This is a genomic window from Demequina sp. NBRC 110057 (genome assembly GCF_002090175.1).
Taxonomy (GTDB): Bacteria; Actinomycetota; Actinomycetes; order Actinomycetales; family Demequinaceae; genus Demequina.
The window spans coordinates 462,678-483,413 of sequence record NZ_BBRN01000005.1; the positions used below are offsets into that span (position 1 = coordinate 462,678).

The window sequence follows — 20,736 nt, forward strand, 5'->3', positions numbered from 1 at the left end:
AGTGGAACTGCGCCACCTTCGCTACTTCGTCGCCGTCGTCGAGCACGGCTCGCTGACCGCCGCCGCGGCCGCGCTGCACATGTCGCAGCCCCCACTCTCGGTCGCCATCCGCAAGCTCGAGGCCGACCTCCGCGTGCGCCTCCTGGATCGCTCCGGCCGCGGCGTCGAACCCACCGACGCCGGCCGCGCCCTCGTGGAGCGCGCCCACCGCCTCCTGGCCGAGGTCGACGACATCGCCGCCGACCTCTCCCGCTACGAGGCCGGGCTAGCCGGCACCCTGACGCTCGCCGCCGTGCCCACTCTCCTGTGGGGGCCCATCCCGGAACTCATCGCCGGCCACGCCGCCGCCGCCCCCGAGGTGGACCTCCACCTCGTCGCGCCCGCCCCGTGGACGGCCCTCGACATGCTGCGCGAACGCAAGGCCGACGTGGCCGCCATCCAGGTGGCCGATGCCGCGCGCTTCGCCGCCCGCTACGCCGACGAGTTCGCCGTCACGCCGTGGCGCCAGATCCCCCTCGTAGCCGTCCTGCCCCCCGGCATGGCCGAGGCGCCGATGCCACTCCCCCTGGGCGAGTTCGCCGGCCGCACGCTCGTGCTGCCTCGCCGAGCGCCGGGCGTCGCGAGCCTTCCCGAGGCGGTCGACGCAGCGCTCGAGCGCCACGGCGTCGTCCCCGGCCGCGTCCGCACCGCCGAGACCATCCAGACCTCGCTGCCGCTGATCGAGACCGGCCTCGCCTGGGGAATCCTGCCGAGCCCCACCCCCACGGCGCTCAGCCGCTTCGCGGTGGCGACCCGGCCCCTCGACCCGGCCCCCACGCCGCTCACCGCCCTGCTCGTGACGCGCGCGGGATCGCAGGGCGACGCGCGCATCGGCCGCCTGCTGGAGACCGCCGCTCCCCCGGATCTCACACGATCTGCGATATGATCCCTGCCAGGCATGACGGCGGCCGATGCAGGGTCGCCGGGACCCGACGGTCGCCTCAAGGACGAGGCGAGAGAAGAGGCACAGCGTGGCCGTGAGCAAGGCCGACCAGGCGTACGACATCCTCAAGGCGAAGATCATGGACGGGACCTACGGGCCCGGATACCGCCTGGTGATCGACCAGTTGGCGCGCGAGCACGGCATCTCTTCGGTCCCCTGGCGCGAGTCGCTGCGTCGCCTCGAGGCCGAGGGCTGGGTGGACATCGTCCCCAACGTCGGCGCGCTCGTGAAGACCTTCGACACTCACTCGTGGGAGCGCACCATGCGTCTGCTCGCGCGGCTCGAGGGACTCGCGACGGCGCTATCGGCGGAGAAGCTCACGGCCGAGGACATCGGCCACGCCCGCAGCCTCAACGCTCAGATGCGGGACGCGCTTGCCAACTTCGACACCGTCCGCTTCGGCAAGCTCAACCGCGAGTTCCACGAGCACCTGTGCTCGCGCTGCGACGACGACCGCCTCAACACCCTTGTCCACCATGAGTGGACGCGGCTCGAGCTGATCCGCCGCTCGGCGTTCTTCTACGCGCCCGGGCGCGCGCTCGCGTCGCTGTCCGAGCACGACTCGATCCTCGACCTCATCGAGGGCGGCGCCGACTTCGACATGATCGAGACCGCCGCGCGCCGCCACGAGGTCAACAACCTCGTGGCAGTCATGGAGGACGACAAGAAGCGCGCCGCGGAGGCTGCCGAGGCGTAGCCGCCCCGGCAGCCGCTGGCTTCGCCGGGCCGCGCCGCTAGCTCAGCGGCGCCGCCACCTCGGCGTGGATGGCAAACAGGCCGGCCACAGCATCGGCCGGCGCACGGCCGATGCCGCACTCGGTGGCGATGCCGAAGCCCGTCACCGCCGACTGGGCCGCGGCGATGCGCCGGCGCGCGCCCTCGGTGCCGTCCTGGCGGTGCACCAGGCCCAGGTAGAGGCGGGTCTCGGCGGGAAGCTCGAGGCTCGCGAGCGGGGCGAAGTAGGCCTCGTCGTCACGCTCGATCGGCACGGGAAGGTGGATCCAGTCGATGCGGCGCTCGACGGCGTCGATAAGGCCGCGCGCGAAGTCGGCGAGGAAGCCGGCGTCCGTGGGCTCCACGTAGTGCTTCTCGCCGATGTCGCCGTAGCAAAGGTGGTAACCCAGCTGGACGGCGTCGGGAACCTGGGCGGCCTGGCGGACGGCGCGCTCGCGCAGCGCGCCCAGGATGTCGTCGCCGAACCAGCCGCGGTCGGTGGAGCCGCGGTAGCCCGCTCCCTCGAGGTAGCCGAACTCGAGGGCGTTGTCCCACTGGACCGCGAGACGCTCGTGCGGGATGGCGGCGAGGATCTGGGCGAGCTCGGCGAACAGCGCGCGCTCGTAGACGGGCTCGAAGCGCTCACGGTCGTCCTTGGCGACCATGGAGCCGACGACGCCGACGGGCGTGGGCAGCGACACCTGGAAGCGCGTGGCGGCGGGGATGACGCCCTCGGCCTGGAGGCGCTGGAAGGTCTCCCAGGAGGACAGTGCGGCCTCGGCGTAGCCCAGCGGCTCGAGGGTCAGGGTCTCGAGGTCGGTGCCGTCGAGGACTGTGACCTTCCGCACGTCGAGGGGGCCGACCATGATCGGCTGGTCACCCTCGCGACCGAGCCCGGCGGTGCGCGCGATGCGGTCGGGCTGGAAAGCGACCCAGTGGAAGCGCTCGCCCACCTCACCGTCGGGGATGCGCTCCAGGTGCGCGCCGAGCTCGGCGGCGGTGGTGCGCATCACGGTCTCGGCATCGGGAAGGTTGATGGATCCCACCAGGTGGGCGCCGCGGACAACGGTGTTCTTGGTCATGAGGGCGAGCCTAGCGGCGCAGCGAACGCGACAGGGCGGCGAGCGCGGGGCCCGCCTCGGCCGCCGCGGCGAGCACCTCGGGAGGCGCGCCGTGCAGCAGATCCGCCCAGTGCGCGCGCAGCCGCGCGTAGTTCTCGTGGGCAAGGTCGCTGGGCGCGAAGCCGACCCCGCGCCCGCCCGACGGGGGCGAGACGCGCTCCAGCAGGTCGCGCTCCTCGAGGGCGTGCGCGACGGCGGACACGTTGGAGCGCTGCAGGCCCGTCATGGCCGCCAGCCGCGTGGCGGTGGCGCCGGGCTCCCGATGGATCTCGCGAATCACGGTGATCTCGGTGTGCGTGAGCTGCACCGCGTGCCCGCTCGCGGGGCCGCGCATCTCGAGGTGCTGCGCGAGGGCGAGCACGGCATCGGCCAGGTCCGCGGCGGTCTCATCCATGACCCGACTCTAGTGTATGGTTTCATACACAAGGGGGCGCCGGGCACGAGGGCCCGCCGCCCGTGCAGTCCCCACGCTGTCACTTCGGTCCTTGGCTCCGACGCGCTCCTCGCGAGGAACCGGACCAGGGCCGCCCCGTCGCGCGTCGCATCGGCCATCCCCTCCGAATGCGAAAGCGAGCGACGCATGTCCTCACCCACCCGCGCCCTGCGCGGCAATCCCACGGCGACCCTCATCGCCGTCTCCTTTGGCCTGTTCATGGTGGGCCTCGACGCGACCGTCGTGTCCATCGCCAACCCCGCGATCTCCGCCGGGCTCGGCACGTCCTTTGCCGAGCTGCAGTGGATCACCAACGTCTACCTGCTGGGCCTCGCGGTGTTCCTCATCCTGGGAGGCAAGATCGGCGACAAGTTCGGCCGCCGCCGCACCTACATCGCCGGCGTGATCGCCTTCGCTCTGACCTCGGTGGCCATCGGCCTGGTGGGAACCGCCACCGGCGTCATCGTCTTCCGCGCCCTGCAGGGAGCGAGCGCGGCGATGCTCATGCCGCAGACCCTCGCGCTGCTGCGCGCCACCTTCCCGCGCGAGAAGTTCGGCATGGCGGTCGGCATCTGGGGCGGAGTGTCCTCCGTCGCGATCGCCGCGGGACCCATCGTGGGCGGCGCGCTCGTCGCGGGCCTGGGCTGGGAATCCATCTTCTACATCAACGCGCCCATCGCCGTGATCGGCGTCGCGGTGTCCGCGCTGGTGCTGCGCGAGTCCGTCGCCGAGCACTCGACGGGCCGCTTCGACGTCGCCGGCGTGGTGCTGCTCGCGCTGGGCCTCGCGGCCATCCTGGTCGGCATCGTCCAGGCGGAGTCGTGGGGTTGGGGCTCCGCGGCGACCATCGGCGCCTTCGTGGCCGGCCTCGCGCTACTCGCCGCCTTCGTGGGGGTCGAGGCCCGCGTGGAGCACCCGCTGCTGCCGCTCAGCCTGTTCCGCTCGCCCGGCTTCTCCGTGGGCGGGCTCGCGATTGGCACCAACTTCTTCACCCTGCTGGGAGTGACGTTCTTCCTCACGCTGTACCTCATGAATCTGCGCGGCTACGAGGGGCTTCAGACCGGCATCATGCTGCTGCCGCTGTCCGGCGTGTCCATCATCGCGTCGCCGCTGGGAGCGGTGGCGGTCAGCCGCATCGGGACGCGTCTCACGATGGCGCTCGGCATGGGCCTCATCACCGTGTCCTTCCTGGCGCTGCTCACCACCGGCATCGACTCGCCCTACTGGGCCATGGCCGTGGCGTTCGTCATCCTGTCGTTCGGCGTGGGCTTCACCATGACGTCGGCCGCGGACTCGATCGTGGGCTCCGCCCCCGTGCATCTCGCGGGCGTCGCGGGCGGCTTCCAGGCGACCATGCTGCAGCTGGGCGGCGCGCTCGGCACCGCGGTGTTCGCCGCGGTGGTGTCCTCGTCCGTGTCCTCCGCGGCGCCGGGCCTGGGACTCGACGAGACGGCCGCGGACGGCCTCGCCCAGGGCATCGTGCCCGGTGACCTGTCGGCGGCCGATGCCGTGGTCGCCCAGGATGCCTTCCTCGACGGCTTCCACTCGGCCCTCGTGGTGGGCGCCGTCGTGGCGGCGATCGTGTGCGTCCTCGCGCTCACGGTGATCCGCTCGCAGCGGCGCCCGTCCGTGGCGACGGTGCTCGAGGAGACCGTCGAGGCCGAGGCGGCGCACGCATAGTCGCTCCCCTGCGTTCCGGGAGTCACTGGGTGCGCGGATCCGTGCGGATCACCGCCCTCAGTGGCTCCCGGGGCGCTGTGCGCGACGGCGCGGCGCTTAGCGCTCGTCGTCGCGTGGGCCGCCCAGCGTGCGGTCCACGACCTCGAGCCGCTCCACCAGCTGCGCGCGAAGGTCCTCGCCCAGGAGTTCGTCGAGGCGGGCGTTGACCCTGGCGAGCCGCTGCTGGGCGTCCCGCGCGGCCTCGACGCCGTCCTCAGTGGGCCGATGCAGCACCACCCGCCCGTGCGTCGGATGCGGGAAGGCCTCCACCCACCCGCGCGCGGCCATGACCTGCAGCGCCGTCGAAGCGCTCTGCGGGGTGATGCGGAACCGGCGCGCGAGCTCCGAGGCCGAGCGCGGGCCCTCGCTGTCGAGGTGGACGAGGATGCCGATCTGGTTGATCGTCACGCCAGCGCTCTCGAGCTCGGCAGTCACCACGCGCTGTACCACCTGGTGGGCGCGCCACAGGGCGTACGGGAGGCTCTCGTCCCACTCGGGCAGCGTCACCGCGGCCTCCCTCCGACTCGTCTGGGCACCCATCATGCCGGACACCTCGCAGCAAAGGTCACAGTTGACAGAAATGATTTCAGTTGACTGTAATAAGGGAGGCGACGACGCCACCTCTCCCCGGACCCCTGGAGGCCCCGATGCTCAGCACCGAAGCTGCGCTCGACGACTACTCGTTCGAGATCACCGCCCGGGACCTCCCGGCCCTGGCCTCCACGGCCGACCGCTTCCCCGCCGGAACGCGCGTCAACGTCACGTACCTGGGCACCGAGGACGCCGCGGACAGGCTCGCCGCCGCGCGCGCCGTGGCCGACCACGGCCTCACCCCCGTGCCGCACATCTCGGCCCGGCGCCTCCTCAGCGAAGCCGACCTCACCTCCTTCCTCGACGGCCTCGCCGCGCAGGGCACGCACCGCCGCGTATTCGCGGTCGGCGGCGACCCCGCGCAGCCTCACGGCCCCTACTCGGAGGCGGCGCAGGTCATCGCATCCGGACACCTGGCGGCCGCCGGCGTGCGCGAGGTGGGCATCGGCGGCTACCCCGAGGGCCACCCCGACATCGACGACGCCGCCCTCTGGGACGCCCTGACGCTCAAGACCCGGCTGATCGCGGAGCAGGGAATGAACGCCGCGATCGCCACCCAGTTCTCCTTCGACACCGACGCCGTCCTGACCTGGATCCGCCGCGTGCGCGACGCTGGCGTCGACGCCCCCATCCGCGTGGGTGTGCCCGGGCCCGCCGGCGTCAAGCGCCTGCTGGGCTTCGCGCGTCGCTGCGGCGTCGCCTCGAGCGCGACGCTCGCCCGCAAGTACGGCTTCTCGCTAGGAAACCTGCTGGGCACCGCGGGACCCGACGCGTTCATCGAGGACCTCGCCGCCGGGATCGACCACGGCGTCCACGGCGAGGTCCGCCTGCACTTCTTTACTTTTGGCGGCCTCGACGCGACGGCGTCGTGGCTCGAGAGGCGACCCGTCGCTGCCTGAAGCCCTCCACGGCCGGCGCACCGACGCATCGGCCACCCGCAGTACCCCACTCAACGATGAGAGGAAGTCCCCCCATGAACCACCCCATGCCCCAGAGCCTCCAGCAGGCCATCGACGCGGCGGGCAACGCCGTGGACCTCGTGTGGCACGGCGAGAAGGCGACGTGGAAGGTGCCCGTCGTGCCGTCCGAGTTCGTCGGCTGGGCCGCCGAGCAGGAGGCGTGGCGCTCCGGCGTCGCCATCTCCGACCTGTCGTTCCACATGTCCGACACCACCATCGTCGGCTCCGACGCGAGACGCCTGCTCGAGGCCGTGAGCGCCAACAACTACGACCGCTTTGCGACCGGCCAGGCCAAGCAGTTCATCCCCGTCGCCCCCGACGGGAACATCATCACCGACGGCATCCTGCTCAAGGAGGCCGAGGACCGCTACGTGCTGTCCGGCGTCCCCGCGGCTCAGAGCTGGGTGACCTATCACGCAGAGGCGGGCCACTACGACGTCGACCTCGCCACCAACCTCGACTCGGCAGTGCGCCGCGAGGGCGACCCGTGGTTCTTCCGCTTCCAGGTGCAGGGGCCGCACGCGCTCGACCTCATCGAGCGCGCCTACGGACGCGCCCTCCCCGAGACGAGGTTCTTCCACTCGCAGATGACGGAGCTCGCAGGCCGCCCGGTGCGTGCCCTGCGTCACGGCATGGCCGGCCAGGCGGGCTTCGAACTCATCGGCGACTTCGCCGACTACCAGGCCGTGAAGGACGCGCTGCTCGCCGCGGGCGAGGCCCTGGGCGTGGTGCAGGTGGGAGGCATGGCGTACTTCACCAACGGCGTCGAGTCCGGCTGGATCCCCACCCCGACCCCCGCGATCTACGCCGCCCCCGAGCTGCGCGGCTACCGCGAGTGGCAGTCAGCGTTCTCCTACGAGGGCAAGAAGCCGATGCACGGGTCGTTCTACTCGCCGCGCATCGAGGACTACTACGCCTCACCGTGGGAGCTGGGCTACGGCCGGTCCATCCACCTGGGCCACGACTTCATCGGCCGCGACGCCCTGGCCGCGGCGAAGGACGCACCCAAGCGCACCCGCGTGACCCTCGAGTGGGACGCGGAGGACGCGCGCCGCGCCTTCGGCGGCGACCCCGACTACTTCCTGTCCTACGGCCGCTACCGGATCGAGAACGCCCACGGCCTGGCGGGCGTGACGTTCTACACCGCGAACATCGGCCCCGTGGGCAAGGTGCTGTCGCTGTCGCTCGTCGACGAGTGGCAGGCCGAGCCCGGCTCGCAGGTGGAGATCGTGTTCGGCGAGCACCCCGGCGCCGGCACCGCGCCCGAAGCCGACCTCGGCTTCCCGCGCATCCGCGCCACCGTGCAGCCCTCGCCCTACGACGAGTACGCCCGCACGCAGTACCGGGTCAACGCATGAGCGCGCCGGCGCTCGCCAGGCCGGCCCCGGCATCGGCCGTCGACGACGAGGCCGTGCTGCTTGTGGACGGCCCCGACCGCCCGGGGCTCGTGGCGGCCATCTCCTCCATCCTGTCCGCGATGGGCGCGAACATCCTCACGCTCGACCAGTACTCGGCGGATCCGGACGGCGGGCGTTTCTACCAGCGCACCGTCGTGTCCCTACCGGGGCTGCGCGCGGAGCGGCCCGCCATCGAGGCGCGGCTGGACGCGGAGATCCGCGACGGGCTGGGGCTCACGTGGCGACTCACGCTGCGCTCCGAGCCCAAGCGCGTCGCGATCCTCGCGTCCAAGGCCGACCACTGCCTGCTGGATCTGCTCTGGCGCCAGCGCCGCGGCGAGATCCCCATGACGGTGCCGATGGTCATCGCCAACCACGCCGACGTGGCCGACGACGTGCGCGGCTTCGGCGTGCCGTTTGTCCACGTGCCGTCGGTCAAGGGCCCGGACAAGTCGGCCGCCGAGGCGGAGATCCTGCGCCTGCTCGACGGCAACGTCGACGCCGTGGTGCTGGCGCGCTACATGCAGATCCTGTCCGAGGACTTCCTGGACCGCCTGGGCGTGCCCGTCATCAACATTCACCACTCGTTCCTGCCGGCGTTCATCGGCGCGGGGCCGTACCGCAAGGCCAAGGAGCGCGGCGTGAAGCTCATCGGCGCCACCGCGCACTACGTGACGCCCGACCTCGACGAGGGGCCGATCATCGAGCAGGACGTGGTGCGCGTCACCCACGCCGACAGCGCCGACGACCTGCAGCGTCGCGGCGCCGACGTGGAGCGCGCCGTGCTGTCCCGCGCAGTGCTGTGGCACTGCGAGGACCGCGTGGTGCGCGACGGGTCGCAGACGGTGGTGTTTTAGGGCCGCGCTGCCGCTTCAGCCACGCCCCGGGAGCCACAGAGTGCCGCGATCCGCACGGATCCGCGCACTCAGTGACTCCCGGGGCGTTGCGTAGAGTGGGCGGGCGCATTTCGCGCGCCCGATGCCGTCCACCACCGCCCAAGGAGGTTCCGATGACCGGCCACGACGCCGTCCTCGCGGACCTCTCGCTCGAGATCTCGGCGGCCGACCTCCCGCGAGTGGCCGATGCCGCGGCCCGCCTCCCGCGCGGCGCGCGCGTCCACGTGACCGCGCTCAGCACGGAAACCGCCGCCGACCGCGTCGCCACGGCATCGGAGCTCGTCACCCACGGGCTGACGCCGGTGCCGCACCTGTCCGCCCGTCGGCTCGCGTCACGCGAGGACCTGGAGTCGACAGTGGCGGCGCTCGCCCACGCTGCGGCGCAGGAGTCCGTCTTCGTCATCGGCGGCGACCCCCGCACGCCGGCCGGGCCGTACGCGAGCGCGCTCGCGGTGATCGAATCCGGCGTGCTCGCGCGCCACGGGGTGCGCCAGGCGGGCATCGGCGGCTATACCGAGGGACACCCGGACATCCCCGACGACGTCCTGTGGGAGGCGTTGGCCGCGAAGTCAGGCGCGCTCGCCTCGCAGGGCATCGCCGGGTCGATCGTCACGCAAGTGTCCTTCGACGCCGATGCCGTGCTCGCCTGGATCGCCGTGGTCCGCGAGCGCGGCATCCACCTGCCCATCCGGGTGGGAGTGCCGGGGCCGATGGGAGTGGCGCGGCTGCTCTCGTTCGGGCGCCGCCTGGGCATCGCGTCGGCGGCGGGACTCGCGCGCAAGTACGGGGCACAGCTGGGCGGGATGCTCGGCTCCGCGGGGCCGGACGACTTCCTCGACCAGCTGGTCGCGGGGCTCGACCCCGCCGCGCACGGGGACGTCAGCGCTCACCTGTACACGTTCGGCGGGCTCGACGCGACGCTCGACTGGCTCTCCCACCGGACAGTTTGAACCAGTGCGCCGGGAGACACGCCGGGACCGGACGCTGAACGGGCCGGAACGCCGGCGTGTCGGGCCGAAACTGGTTCAAAGTGAGGGGCTTGCGGGGCCGGCGGAGCGGGCAGGCGCGGGTCAGCGGGCGCGGAACGCCTTCCCGTAGTCGGCGCCGTGTGGCAGGCGCAGCGTGGTGTGCACGTGGAAGCGCTGCGGCACCTCGTTGCTCAGCCACACGCCGGCATGGTGGTCAAGCTCGGCAATGATCGACGGCCCGTGAATCCGCAGGTAGAACAGCTGCGAGCCGTCGGTCGCGCCGTACCAGGACAGGTGCGTCTGACCCCACCAGCGCTCCACGTCCGCGAGCGCGAGCCCTCGCTGGTCCGCGGGGAGCAGCAGCAGGAAGTCCTCGACGATCGCGAGCAGCAAGCCGGCCTGAGCGGAGTCGAGCGCCGCCACCGCCAGCCCCTCGAACGGCACCACACGGTTGTCGCGGAACGCTCCCGCCACGTGACGCTCGTCGGCGGGGTGCACGCGGCCAGGAGGCATCGCGGGGTCCAGCACGGACGCGAACACCACGGCCTCGGACCTCTGCACCTCAGACAGCGACCCCATCAGCCGCAGCGCCAGCTCCTCGCGCGCCTCGAACAGCGCCGGACGCGCCCCGTCGGACAGCGCCGGCTCCGCGCCGATGAAGGCCGGCGCGATCACCTGCCGCCCGCCGGCGAACACGCAGTTGAGGTCCACATGGTGGCCGAACAGCTGCCAGCCCCAGTCCCCCTCGCCCGGCACGCCGAAGATCGAGAACCAGTATGAGCGGTCGTTCATGATCCCCGGCAGCTCGGTGAGATCCCCCAGGAACCCATTGAGCGCCATGGCCTCACCCACGCGCGCCACCCCCTCGGGGCTGAGCGACTCGCGCACCACGGCGAGCGCCGCATCGGTCGCCTCCGCCGAGAGCTCCTCGAGCCGAAGCCCTACCTCGTGGATGACGAACTCGGGGTTGGACCACGCGCGCCACTCGGGGGCGTCCATGTCGTAGGTGACGGCCTCGACCTGGGCGGGGCTCAGCTGTCCCAGGAACGCCTGGGCGGCCGATGCGGCACCCGCCTCAGCGGCCGGCGCTCCTCCCGTACGGGCGGCGGCGATGGCATCGGCCCACACCTCGGGGCGCACCTCGCCGGACTCGGTGAGGCCGCGGAAGGGCTCGTCGTAGAGCGCGCGCCAGTCGGCGAGGAGCTCCTGCACGAACGACAGCGAGCGCTTGGCCACCGAGAAGTCCCTGAACGACATGCCGCGCCACTGGGCGAGCTCGGCGTCGGCGGGGTCGGTGACGAACTCCCGGTAGGACTCGGCAAGCGCCACCGCCTCATCCCGCGCCTCGACGCGCGACGAGGTGAAGAAGCCGTCGAGGTCCTCACCCGCGGTCTCGCGCGCCATCAGGCGGCCAGGGTCGCGGGACGGCGGCGGTCGCGAGGGTGGGCGGCGGGGGTCGCGGCGAGCAGCGCGCGGGTGTACTCGTGCTGCGGGTTGCCGAACACCTGCTCGGCGTCGCCTTGCTCCACCAGGCGGCCCTTCTTCAGGACGCCGATGCGGTGGGAGATGTGCTTGACCACCGCGAGGTCGTGCGCAATGAACAGGTAGCTCATGCCGGACTCCTCCTGGAGCCGCTCCAGCAGGTCGATGATCTGCGACTGCGTCGACAGGTCCAGCGCTGACAGCGCCTCGTCGCACACCAGCAGGCGCGGCTCGAGCGCCACGGCGCGGGCGATCGACACGCGCTGCAGCTGGCCGCCCGAGAGCTGCGACGGGTAGCGGTCAAGGTGCCCCTCGCGCAGGCCCACCTGCTCGAACACCTCGACGGCGGCGCGCCGCCTGCTCTTCGTATCGCCGATGCCGTGGCGCTTCAGCGCGTCCGTCACCGAGCGTCCCACGGTGTGGCGAGGGTTCTGCGACGCGATGGGGTCCTGGAAGACGGCCTGCACGTCCGAGCGGTACGACAGCGGGGTGTGCTTGCCGAACGTGGAGATGTCGGTGCCGTCGAAGCGCACGGTGCCGGAGGCGATGTCCGCGAGGCGCAGCACCGCCTTGCCGGTGGTGGACTTGCCGGAGCCGGACTCCCCCACCAGGCCGTAGGTCTCGCCGGCGCCGATGGTGAAGGACACGTCCTCCACGACGGTGACCGACTTCTTGCGCCAGCCGGCCCCCACCTCGTAGGAGATCGACAGGTTCTCGACCTCGAGTAGCGCGGTCATGTCACACCTCCAGGGAGTGGTCGGAGCGGTCGCCGGCCGCGGGATGCGAGGCGAGCAGGCGTGCGGTGTACTCGTGGCTCGGGTGGTCGAAGATGTCCGTGACCGGCGCCGTCTCGACGACCTCGCCCTGGTACACGACGGCGACGCGGTCGCAGATCTCCGCCGCGACGCCGAGGTCGTGGGTGATCGCGATGATCGACATCCCCATCTGCTCGCGCAGATCCATGAGCAGGTCGAGCACCTGCGCCTGCGTGGTGACGTCCAGCGCGCTCGTGGCCTCGTCCGCGATGAGCACCTCGGGCTCGCCCGCGAGGGCCAGGCCGATGGCCACGCGCTGCGCCATGCCGCCCGAGAACTGCCAGGGGTACTGGGTCAGGCGACGGGTCGCGTCGTCCACCCCCACCAGGTCAAGCAGCTCCGCGGCGCGGGCCTTGGCGGCCGCGCGGGACATCTGGTGGTGGGCATGCAGCACCTCGGTCATCTGGCGGCCGACGGTGTGGACCGGCGACAGGTTGGCCTGAGGGTTCTGGAAGACGACTCCCAGCTTGCCGCCGAGCACCGCGTGGTGGTCCTTCTGGCTGCCTGCCGCGAGGTCGACGCCATCGAGCACCACCTGGCCGCCCGCGAGCCGCACCCCAGCAGGGAGCATGCCGAGGGCGGACTTGGCGATCATCGACTTGCCCGAGCCGGACTCTCCCAGGATGCCCAGGATCTCGCCCTTGGCCACGTGCAGGTTGGCGCCGTGGACCAGCGTGGTGACGCCGCCGTCGGGGCTGTCGGCCACCACGGTGAGGTCGCGCAAATCGAGCAGGGCCGATGCCGGGGCGGGCTGGGCGGTGCCGCTCGCCGCCGCATCGGCCGGACGCTCGCTCGCCTCGGTACGCGAGGCGACCTCCGTACGGGAGCCCACGGCGGCATCGGCCATCACCACCTTCTTGCCCAGCAGCGAGCGCTTGAGCGTGGTGGGGCGGCGGCCGGTGAGGGCGTCGTTGAGCCCGTCGCCGAGGAGGTTGAACGCGAGGACGGTGAAGACGATGGCGAGGCCGGGAGCGATGACCAGCCAGCCGTGGTCCGCCTGGTTCTCGGCGGCGAAGCGGAGCATGCCGCCCCACGAGGGCTGGTCGTCGGACAGGCCAAGGCCAAGGAAGGACAGGGCCGCCTCGAGCTTGATGGCCGATCCGAGGAACACCGCCCCCTGCACGGCCATGGGGCCGGCGAGGTTGGGGAGGATCTGGCGGAAGATGATCTGGCTCGTGCTGAGGCCCACGACGGTGGCGGAGTCGACGTAGAGCTTCTGGCGCTCGCCGAGCGTGATGGCGCGGGCGATGCGGGCGAAGTTCATGCAGAACACCAGGCCGATCGCGATGATCAGGGTGGTCATGCCGCGACCCAGGATGGCGATCACCACGAACCCAACCATGAGGCCGGGAAGGGCATCGGCCATGTCCATGACGCGCGAGCCGAGCCGGTCGTACCAGCCGCCCTTGTAGCCCAGGATGAGGCCCATCGGGATGCCGATGAGCATCGCGACCACCACGGAGCCGACCGCGACGATGAGCGCGGTGCGGGCGCCGTAGATGAGCTGGCTGAGCAGGTCGCGGCCCAGGGTGTCGGCGCCCAGCAGGTGCTCGGACGTGGGGCCGGACATGGACGCGGTGACGTCGGTGGCGTCGGGCGCGTACGGGGCGATGAGCGGGGCGAAGACCGCGCACACCAGCACGATCGCGATGATGACGAGCGCGAAGACTGTCGACGGCTGCTGGCGCAGGCGGTGAAGCGCCTGCCTGGCGCCGCTGGCCTGCTTGCCAGGGGCGGACGTGGCCGCGGGATCGCCGACGGTGACGGCGGTGACGGAGGTACTCACTGGGGCCTCGCTTGGGGGTTGATCAGGCCGTAACAGACGTCGAGCAGCAGGTTCACGGCGACCACGATGATCGCCGTGACCAGCACGACTCCCTGCACGACCGGGAAGTCCTGGCCGATGACGGAGGTGAGCATCAGCCCGCCCACGCCCGGCACGGAGAACACGGACTCGATGACGAAGCTCACGCCGATGAGGATCGCGAAGGTGACGCCCGCGGAGGCGAGCACCGGCACCAGCGCGTTCTTGATGCCGTAGCGCAGCACGATGGTGCGGCGCTTCACGCCAGCGGCCGTGAGGGTGTCGACGTAGGGAGAGGCCATCGCCTTCACCATCGCCGCGCGCGTCTGGCGAGCGATCATCGCGCCTCCGGTGATGCCCAGCGCGAGCGAGGGGAGTATGAGGCCGCGCAGCCACAGCAGCGGGTCGTCCGTGATGGGGGTCCACGCGACGATGGGGACCCAGCCGAGCTGGATCGCGAACACCGACACCAGGATGAGGCCCATCCAGAATTCGGGGATCGCGAGGCCCACGACGGTGCCGCCGGTGACGATGCGGTCCGCGAGCGTGCCCGGGCGGGTGCCGGTGTAGACGCCGGCCGAGACACCCAGGATGAGCGAGACCACCATGCCGCCCAGCACCAGCGACAGCGTGGCGCCCACCCGCTCGGACAGCAGGTCCGTCACGGGAAGGCCCAGGCGGATCGAGGTGCCGAGGTCGCCGTGAAGCACCCCGGCGAACCACTCACCGAGCTGGGTGAAGAACGGCTGGTCGAGCCCCAGCTGCGCCTCGATCTGGGCGATCGCCTCGGGCGTGGCCGAGGGACCCAGGATCGCGGCGGCGGGGCTGCCGGGGACCAGGAAGGTCAGGGAGAACACCAGGAGGCTGACGATCAACAGCTGTGGAAGCGTGAAGAGCAACCGGTAGGCGACGAGCTTGCCCAAGGTGGTCCGTCCTTACGTCGTCGTAGGGGTGGGGGGGATACGGGTGCGGGGCCGGCCCGCGCGGCGTCGGTGCCGCGCGAGCCGACCCCCCGGTGCGGCTAGCGTCGGGTCACTCGACCGGGCGCAGGTCGCGGTAGTTGATGAGGTTGGTCTCCCAGGTCTCCGCGGGGGCAGCGGCACCGCTCACGGTGTCGCTGTTCCACGCGACCAGCTCCTCGCCGGCCACGTGGGCGCAGGTGAGGGCCTCGTCGGAGATGATCTGCGTGACCTCGCCCCACAGGGCGTCGGCCTCGTCAGAGGTGCCCGCGGCGATGGCAGCATCGGCCGCCGCCTTGAGCTCGTCGGACTCGACACCCGAGGGGTTACCGGGGGCATCGGCCGCGAACCAGGCCTTGTACCAGTCGTAGGCCGTCTGCTCGTCGTTCGAGCCCAGGCCCAGCGGGTACGCGCCCGAGTTCCACTCGGAGAAGTACTGCGGCGGCGGCGCCTCCGTGACGGTCACCGTCATGCCGATCTCGCTGACCTGGTCCGCGTAGAGCTGCATCTGGGTGGTGTTGAACACCGTCGACATCATCTCGGCGTTGACGGCCGGGGTGCCGGCGGCGTCGTAGAGCTCCTGCGCCATCGCTGTGTCGTTCTCGTAGCCCACGATGTCCGCGTTGTAGCCGGACTCGCCCTCGACGAAGTGCTGCGTCATGGGCTTCCAGTCGGACTCGATGCCCGCGAGCACCTCGGTGTCCAGGGCGTAACAGAACGCCTGGCGCACCTCCACGTCCTCGAACATGCCGCCGGGGCCGCGGTCGAAGAAGATGGGGTTGTTGCGCAGCGCCGGGTAGGACAGGTACGGCGTGTGGCCCGACGAGTCCAGCGTGGACAGCTGAGTGGTCTCGGTGTCGGTGATGTCGATCTCGCCGTTGGCGAGCGCTGCCGCGGCGGCCGCGTCGTCATCGATGGCCACCACCTGGACGGTCTCGAAGCCCGGCAGGTCGCCCCAGTAGTCGGCGTTGGGCGAGAACGTCATGCGCGTGCCGGCCACCGAGGACGCCTCGTCGTACTTCCACGGCCCGGTACCCACCGGGGTAGTGGCGATGGAACCGTCCGCGATGGCGGTCGGCGAGGCGATGGGAAGCGCACGCGTGGTCATCGCGTTCAGCAGCGACGGCGTGGGCTCGGACAGGTTGAGGGTGACAGTGACGTCGTCGACCACGTCGATGGACTCGATCGAGGAGAACGTGCCCGCGTACTCGCCGGGGGTGTCACGCACGTACTCGATGTTCGCCTTCACGGCCTCCGCGTTGAACGGGGTGCCGTCGTGGAAGGTGACGTCGTCACGCAGGGTCAGGGTCAGCGACGCGTCGTCCTGCTCCCAGCTGGCGACGAGGTGGGGCTGGATCTCGCCGTTGGCGTCCTTCACCACGAGGTTCTCGTAGGGGACGCGCATGAAGCCCGCCTCCATCGAGGCGCCCGGGGCCCAGGACTCGGGGAACCCGCCCCAGTTCACGGTGAGGACCGAGCCGGCGACCTGGCCGGAGCCGGCCGCGGCCGCGCTGGACTGGCTGGAGCTCGAGGTGGACGGGTCCGCGGACGTGGCGTCATCGGAATCTCCGCTGCAGGCGGTGAGCAGCAGGGTGAGCGCCGCGATCGGCGCGGCGGTTCGCGCGAATCGAGTGTTCATCTTCATTGTTCTGGCGCCTCCTTGCGCCGGCGAACGTCGGGGACTGTGGTGGCCGTGGGCCGCTCCCGTGCGGGGTCTCCGTCGGGGCTGCGGCCGGTGTCCGTGACCCGGTCAGCGGTGACCCGGCTCCTGATCCGGTCGCGAGGCCGCGCGCCACTCCCTGGCGCGTTTTCGCGGGGCCGGTGAGGCGCCCCCGACGATGCGGGGGCGGGGCACGAGGGTCTCCTCGGATGCGACGGCGCTCGCGGCCCGGGCTGTGATCCGGTCTCCTCGCGTCATGCGACACCTCCTCGCCGATTCCGCTTTGAATCGGCTCCCTCGTGGCTCGAAATCGTATAGGACTACATGATCGCGCGCAAGATCGTGTAGGACTTTTGGCCCGGGTGGCGGGTCACGATCCGGTCACGGCATTCTCAGCCGGCCCCGGCATCGGCCCACCGACGCGCCACTCCCTCACTCACCCCTCCCCGGGGCGCCGCAAATGGCCACATTTGCGGCGCCCCAGGCACGGACGAGCCGCAAATGTAGCCATGTGCGACAGGCCGCAGGGGAGGGAGTGGGGGCCACGCGTTCCGCTAGATCGGCAGGTTGAACATCTCCTTGGCGTTCTTCCACAGGATCTTCTCGCGGGTCTCGTCGTCGACCTCGATCTCGTTCTTGAGGAACTCCACGCCCTGGCTCATCCACGAGTAGAAGACGGGGAACGACGAGCCGAACATGAAGTGGTCGGCACCGTTAATGCGGATCGCCGCCTCCACCTGCTCCTTGCCCCACGAGTGCGGGTGGGTCATGTCGAAGAAGATGTTCTCGTCAAGGTACTTGCGGATCGCGTCGCCGCCCGTGGGGTCGAGGCGCTGCATGGCCTCCTTCTTGTGGGTGGCATGCGGCGTCATGAGCGCGGTGTTGGCGAACCAGTTGCCGCCGAACATCGTGTGCGTGAACTTGAGGTTGGGCCAGCGGTCGAACATTCCCGAGAACAGCTCGCGCCCCACGGCCGTCGCCTGGTCCACGATGCGCCCGTACTCGCGCCGCAGGTTCGTGTAGTCGATGACCGAGCGCCACTCCACGGGCAGCGGGGTGTGGTGCACGATCACCGGCACGTTGAGCTCGTTGATCGCGTCGAGGTAGGGGGCGAAGGCCTCGTCGTCGAGGTAGAGCTGGCCGTAGTGGCACGCGAGCTGAACGGCCACGGCGCCGTTGTCGAGGCAGCGCTTCAGCTCGTCGATGTTCTCCTTGCCGCCCCACGGCGGGACGCACGCGGTCGAGAACAGGCGGCCGCCCGAGCGCTTCACGATCTCGTGCGCGTTGTCATTGACCACCTTGCAGGTGTCGAGGCGCAGCCACTCCTGCCACACGGGCACGCGCATGATGCCGTAGTCGACGCCCGCCTCGTCCATGGCGGCCAGCTTGGCGTCGACGTTGTAGTCGCCCTCGACGTAGTTGAGGTTCTGGTAGCCCGCGGGCTTCTCGAGGATGAGCTGGCGGCGCCCGTCCTCCATGGTCTTGACGGTGGCGATCTCGCCGAACCCGCGCGGGGCGGTCGAAAGGAAGCCGTTCAGGGTCTGCTCGTTGTCGAACAGATCCTCGGGGAGGTGGTGGATGTTGATGTCGACGACGGTCATGGTCGCTCCAAGTTTTTCGCTCTGACGTGGGGTGTGGCGCGCGCGGGCGCGCCTGGATGGCCGATGCTGCGGCCGGGTGGGTGCGGCGCCTCACGCGGGTGACGCGGGGGCGGCCGATGCCGGGGTCAGGCTGGCGGGGCGAGTGAGCGCCCAGGGTGCACGCCGCCGAAGGGGCGGCGGGTGCGCGGCGCGGGAGCGGCGACCCGCGGTGCCCGGTGCGGTCGATTCTGACTCGCGAAGGCCCTTAAACGAGCCAAGTGGATCCATTTGACGGGGAGTGGGGGTGTCGTCACCTCGCTGTCCTCCTCGCGTCGTCGCGGAACGTGCACCGCGCTCACTGTAACCCCTTCTGGCAGCAGGATTCACCCCTGTCGCCACACTTTCCTCACCGTCACACTTGAAATCGCATACGATTTAGGGCTACATTCATCGCCAGGCTCAAGGTCGAGCGATGGTGCGCGACCGCGACTTCTTTCCCCGGAGGAGACACGCATGGGCGCACTCGTCGAGCGCGATATCGACTACTCCCACGAGGGAACCGCCATGAGCGGCTTCCTCGCCGCCCCCGCCGGCGCCACCGATGCGCCGGCGCTGCTGCTGATCCACGACGCCTTCGGACTCACCCCCGCGGTGCAGGACGAGGCCCGCCGCCTCGCGGACAGCCACGGCCTCGCCGTGCTCGCTGCCGATGTCTGGGGCGGCCGCACGCAGCCCCGGTCCGAGGACGAGATCGGCCCGCTCATCGGCGCCGCCGTCGCCGACCGCACGCACTGGATGGGCCGCATCCGCGCCGCCCAGGCCGCCCTCACGGCCCAGCCGGAGGCCGACGCCACGCACGTCGCCGCCATCGGCTGGTGCGTGGGAGGCTCCGGGGTGCTCGAGCACCTGCGCACCGGGGGCGACCTCGTGGGCGCCATCGCCATCCACGCCGGGCTCGACCTCCTCGCCGAGGGCTGGGAGGACTACGCGAGCAGCGCCAAGGTCCTCGTCGCCACCGGCGCCGACGACCCCATGGCGACCGCAGCCCAGCGCGACGCGCTCACCACAGCGCTGAGCGCCGCCGGCCTGTACTGGGAACTCGATCTGTACGCGGACACCGTCCACGCCTTCACCAGCCCCGGCGCCGCGCACTCGCCCCACCCCGACGTCATCGCGTATCACCCGGTCAGCGCCGCCCGGGCCCGCGCCGCCGCGGACCGCTTCCTCACGGAGCTCGTCGCGACGCCGTAGGCGCGCCACCCACGTCAGCCGGCCGTCGCATCGGCCGCATCTCATCCCCGGAAAGGACAACCATGCTGGACATCGCCATCATCGGAGCTGGCCCCGCAGGACTGGCCACGGCCCTGCGCCTGCACCAGAAGGGCTTCCGCCCGCGCATCTACGAGACCGTCGAGGAGCTGCGCCCGCTCGGCGTCGGCATCGACGTCAAGGTGTACGGCACCAAGGAACTCATCGAGCTCGGCATCTACGACGAGTTCAAGGACATCTCCGTCGACGCCAAGCACTCGATCTTCTACAACAACCACGGCCAGGAGATCTACGCCGAGCTGTGCGGTGTCCACATGGGCTACGTGCACGAGCAGCGCTTTGTGCACCGCGGCTACCTGCAGATGCTGCTGTTCGACAAGGTCGTGGAGCGCATGGGCGCCGACACCGTCCGGCAGGGCGCGCGCTTCCTCGGGTACCGCAACGTGGACGGCGGCGTCGAGTTCGACCTGCGCCTCGCGGACGGCACCACCGAGACCCAGCGCGCCGACGTGCTCATCGCCGCCGACGGCATCAAGTCGCTGGCCCGCAAGCAGATGCACCCCACGCAGGCCGAGCCGCACTACTCGGGCATCACGATGTACCGCGGCACCACCCTCATGGAGCCGTACGCGGACGGGCACACCATCCTGCACATCGGGGCCCCGCAGATCGCGTCGATGATTGTCTACCCCATCGCCGAGAACTTCGAGGGCACCGGCAAGACCCTCGTCAACTGGGTGGTGGAGCGCGAGCGCGACCAGACGGTCGAGGACTGGAATGCCACGGGCGACGTCGACGAGATCGTGCCGCTGTTCGACTCCGTGAAGATCCCCTTCCTCGACGTCCAGGAGATGCTCCGCAACAACCGCGAGGTCTACCTCTTCCCGCTGATCCGTCACGACCCGCTGGAGAACTGGATCGACGGCCGAGTGGTGCTGATCGGCGACGCCGCGCACGCGATGTACCCCCGCGGCGGCAACGGCGCCTGCCAGGCGATCGTGGACGGCGGCGTGATCGCCGAGAAGCTGAACTCGATCCTCGACGTGGACGCCGCCCTGAAGGAGTTCCAGGACGAGCGCCTGCCGCGCGTCAACGGCATGGTGATGGCACACCGCGGCGAGGGCTACGAGGTCATTCGCCGCATGGTGGGCGACCGCACCGACTGCCAGCCGTTCACCGACATCGAGGACGTCCTCCCCCTCGAGGAGGCCGACGAGATTTTCTCGAAGTACCACGCCATGGTGGGCCAGCCCCGCCCCGGCTTCGAGGCAGGCGAGCCCACCGGCTTCCGCACCTGGGAGCTCGACGGCGAGGACGCGCGCTTCTTCCGTCCCGCCGGATCGCCCCACCCCACCCAGCCCGCGAGCGCGTGAGCCGGTAGGAAGGA

General features: G+C 71.0%; 18 protein-coding genes. 9 read left to right on the forward strand and 9 right to left on the reverse strand.

What is annotated here, in order from left to right; genetic code table 11:
* Position 1: 1 nt before the first annotated feature.
* Both B7K26_RS10585 and B7K26_RS10590 read left to right on the forward strand, forming a co-directional pair.
* Positions 2–925, forward strand: coding sequence for a LysR family transcriptional regulator (locus tag B7K26_RS10585; protein ID WP_084079142.1), 924 nt, complete (start codon positions 2–4; stop codon positions 923–925).
* A gap of 85 nt (positions 926–1,010) precedes the next feature.
* Complete coding sequence (locus B7K26_RS10590) at positions 1,011–1,679, forward strand: GntR family transcriptional regulator (RefSeq protein ID WP_234998786.1); 669 nt, start codon at positions 1,011–1,013, stop codon at positions 1,677–1,679.
* 37 nt (positions 1,680–1,716) lie between these two features.
* On the opposite strand, the gene B7K26_RS10595 is transcribed toward B7K26_RS10590, so the two are convergent.
* Together B7K26_RS10595 and B7K26_RS10600 are read right to left on the reverse strand one after the other, a co-directional pair.
* The gene (locus B7K26_RS10595) at positions 1,717–2,778 is read right to left on the reverse strand and encodes a hypothetical protein (RefSeq protein WP_084079144.1); all 1,062 of its coding nucleotides are present in this window, start codon (positions 2,776–2,778) and stop codon (positions 1,717–1,719) included.
* Between the two features lie 10 nt (positions 2,779–2,788).
* Positions 2,789–3,211, reverse strand: a complete 423-nt coding sequence (locus B7K26_RS10600) for a MarR family winged helix-turn-helix transcriptional regulator (RefSeq protein WP_084079145.1) — start codon at positions 3,209–3,211, stop codon at positions 2,789–2,791.
* 186 nt (positions 3,212–3,397) lie between these two features.
* On the opposite strand from B7K26_RS10600, the gene B7K26_RS10605 reads away from it, so the two are divergent.
* Entirely contained in the window at positions 3,398–4,930 is a 1,533-nt protein-coding gene (locus B7K26_RS10605; protein WP_084079146.1) for an MFS transporter, read from the forward strand.
* A 96-nt stretch (positions 4,931–5,026) separates the two neighbouring features.
* Here B7K26_RS10605 and B7K26_RS10610 read toward each other — a convergent pair whose 3' ends face one another.
* Positions 5,027–5,476: a MarR family winged helix-turn-helix transcriptional regulator gene (locus tag B7K26_RS10610; RefSeq protein ID WP_159449675.1), complete on the reverse strand. Its 450-nt coding sequence runs from the start codon at positions 5,474–5,476 to the stop codon at positions 5,027–5,029.
* 140 nt (positions 5,477–5,616) lie between these two features.
* Between B7K26_RS10610 and B7K26_RS10615 the strand changes: the two genes are divergently transcribed.
* The 4 genes from B7K26_RS10615 (at position 5,617) to B7K26_RS10630 (ending at position 9,762) form a co-directional block, all read left to right on the forward strand.
* Positions 5,617–6,459: a methylenetetrahydrofolate reductase gene (locus B7K26_RS10615; RefSeq protein WP_084079148.1), complete on the forward strand. Its 843-nt coding sequence runs from the start codon at positions 5,617–5,619 to the stop codon at positions 6,457–6,459.
* 74 nt (positions 6,460–6,533) lie between these two features.
* A complete protein-coding gene (locus tag B7K26_RS10620; protein ID WP_084079149.1) occupies positions 6,534–7,877 on the forward strand; it encodes an aminomethyltransferase family protein in 1,344 nt (447 codons plus the stop codon).
* Positions 7,874–8,773: a formyltetrahydrofolate deformylase gene (gene purU / locus B7K26_RS10625; protein WP_084079150.1), complete on the forward strand. Its 900-nt coding sequence runs from the start codon at positions 7,874–7,876 to the stop codon at positions 8,771–8,773. The genes B7K26_RS10620 and purU overlap by 4 nt, the downstream gene beginning before the upstream one ends.
* A 152-nt stretch (positions 8,774–8,925) precedes the next feature.
* Positions 8,926–9,762 carry a 5,10-methylenetetrahydrofolate reductase gene (locus B7K26_RS10630; protein ID WP_084079151.1) on the forward strand — a complete coding sequence of 279 codons (837 nt, stop codon included), beginning with the start codon at positions 8,926–8,928 and terminating at the stop codon, positions 9,760–9,762.
* 120 nt (positions 9,763–9,882) lie between these two features.
* Here B7K26_RS10630 and B7K26_RS10635 read toward each other — a convergent pair whose 3' ends face one another.
* The 6 genes from B7K26_RS10635 to B7K26_RS10660 all read right to left on the reverse strand — a co-directional run bounded on the left by B7K26_RS10635 (position 9,883) and on the right by B7K26_RS10660 (position 18,101).
* Positions 9,883–11,184 carry a DUF3500 domain-containing protein gene (locus tag B7K26_RS10635; RefSeq protein WP_084079152.1) on the reverse strand — a complete coding sequence of 434 codons (1,302 nt, stop codon included), beginning with the start codon at positions 11,182–11,184 and terminating at the stop codon, positions 9,883–9,885.
* Positions 11,184–11,999 carry an ABC transporter ATP-binding protein gene (locus tag B7K26_RS10640; RefSeq protein WP_084079153.1) on the reverse strand — a complete coding sequence of 272 codons (816 nt, stop codon included), beginning with the start codon at positions 11,997–11,999 and terminating at the stop codon, positions 11,184–11,186. Before B7K26_RS10640 ends, B7K26_RS10635 begins: the two co-directional genes overlap by 1 nt.
* 1 nt (position 12,000) lies before the next feature.
* Complete coding sequence (locus B7K26_RS10645) at positions 12,001–13,863, reverse strand: dipeptide/oligopeptide/nickel ABC transporter permease/ATP-binding protein (RefSeq protein WP_159449676.1); 1,863 nt, start codon at positions 13,861–13,863, stop codon at positions 12,001–12,003.
* Positions 13,860–14,804, reverse strand: coding sequence for an ABC transporter permease (locus B7K26_RS10650; RefSeq protein WP_084079155.1), 945 nt, complete (start codon positions 14,802–14,804; stop codon positions 13,860–13,862). The genes B7K26_RS10645 and B7K26_RS10650 overlap by 4 nt, the downstream gene beginning before the upstream one ends.
* 109 nt (positions 14,805–14,913) lie before the next feature.
* Entirely contained in the window at positions 14,914–16,479 is a 1,566-nt protein-coding gene (locus tag B7K26_RS10655; protein ID WP_143340656.1) for an ABC transporter substrate-binding protein, read from the reverse strand.
* A 575-nt stretch (positions 16,480–17,054) separates the two neighbouring features.
* Positions 17,055–18,101, reverse strand: coding sequence for an amidohydrolase family protein (locus tag B7K26_RS10660; RefSeq protein ID WP_084079157.1), 1,047 nt, complete (start codon positions 18,099–18,101; stop codon positions 17,055–17,057).
* A 492-nt stretch (positions 18,102–18,593) separates the two neighbouring features.
* On the opposite strand from B7K26_RS10660, the gene B7K26_RS10665 reads away from it, so the two are divergent.
* Together B7K26_RS10665 and B7K26_RS10670 are read left to right on the forward strand one after the other, a co-directional pair.
* A complete protein-coding gene (locus tag B7K26_RS10665) occupies positions 18,594–19,331 on the forward strand; it encodes a dienelactone hydrolase family protein (protein ID WP_084079158.1) in 738 nt (245 codons plus the stop codon).
* Between the two features lie 62 nt (positions 19,332–19,393).
* Positions 19,394–20,722, forward strand: a complete 1,329-nt coding sequence (locus tag B7K26_RS10670; RefSeq protein WP_084079159.1) for an FAD-dependent monooxygenase — start codon at positions 19,394–19,396, stop codon at positions 20,720–20,722.
* Positions 20,723–20,736: the final 14 nt, after the last annotated feature.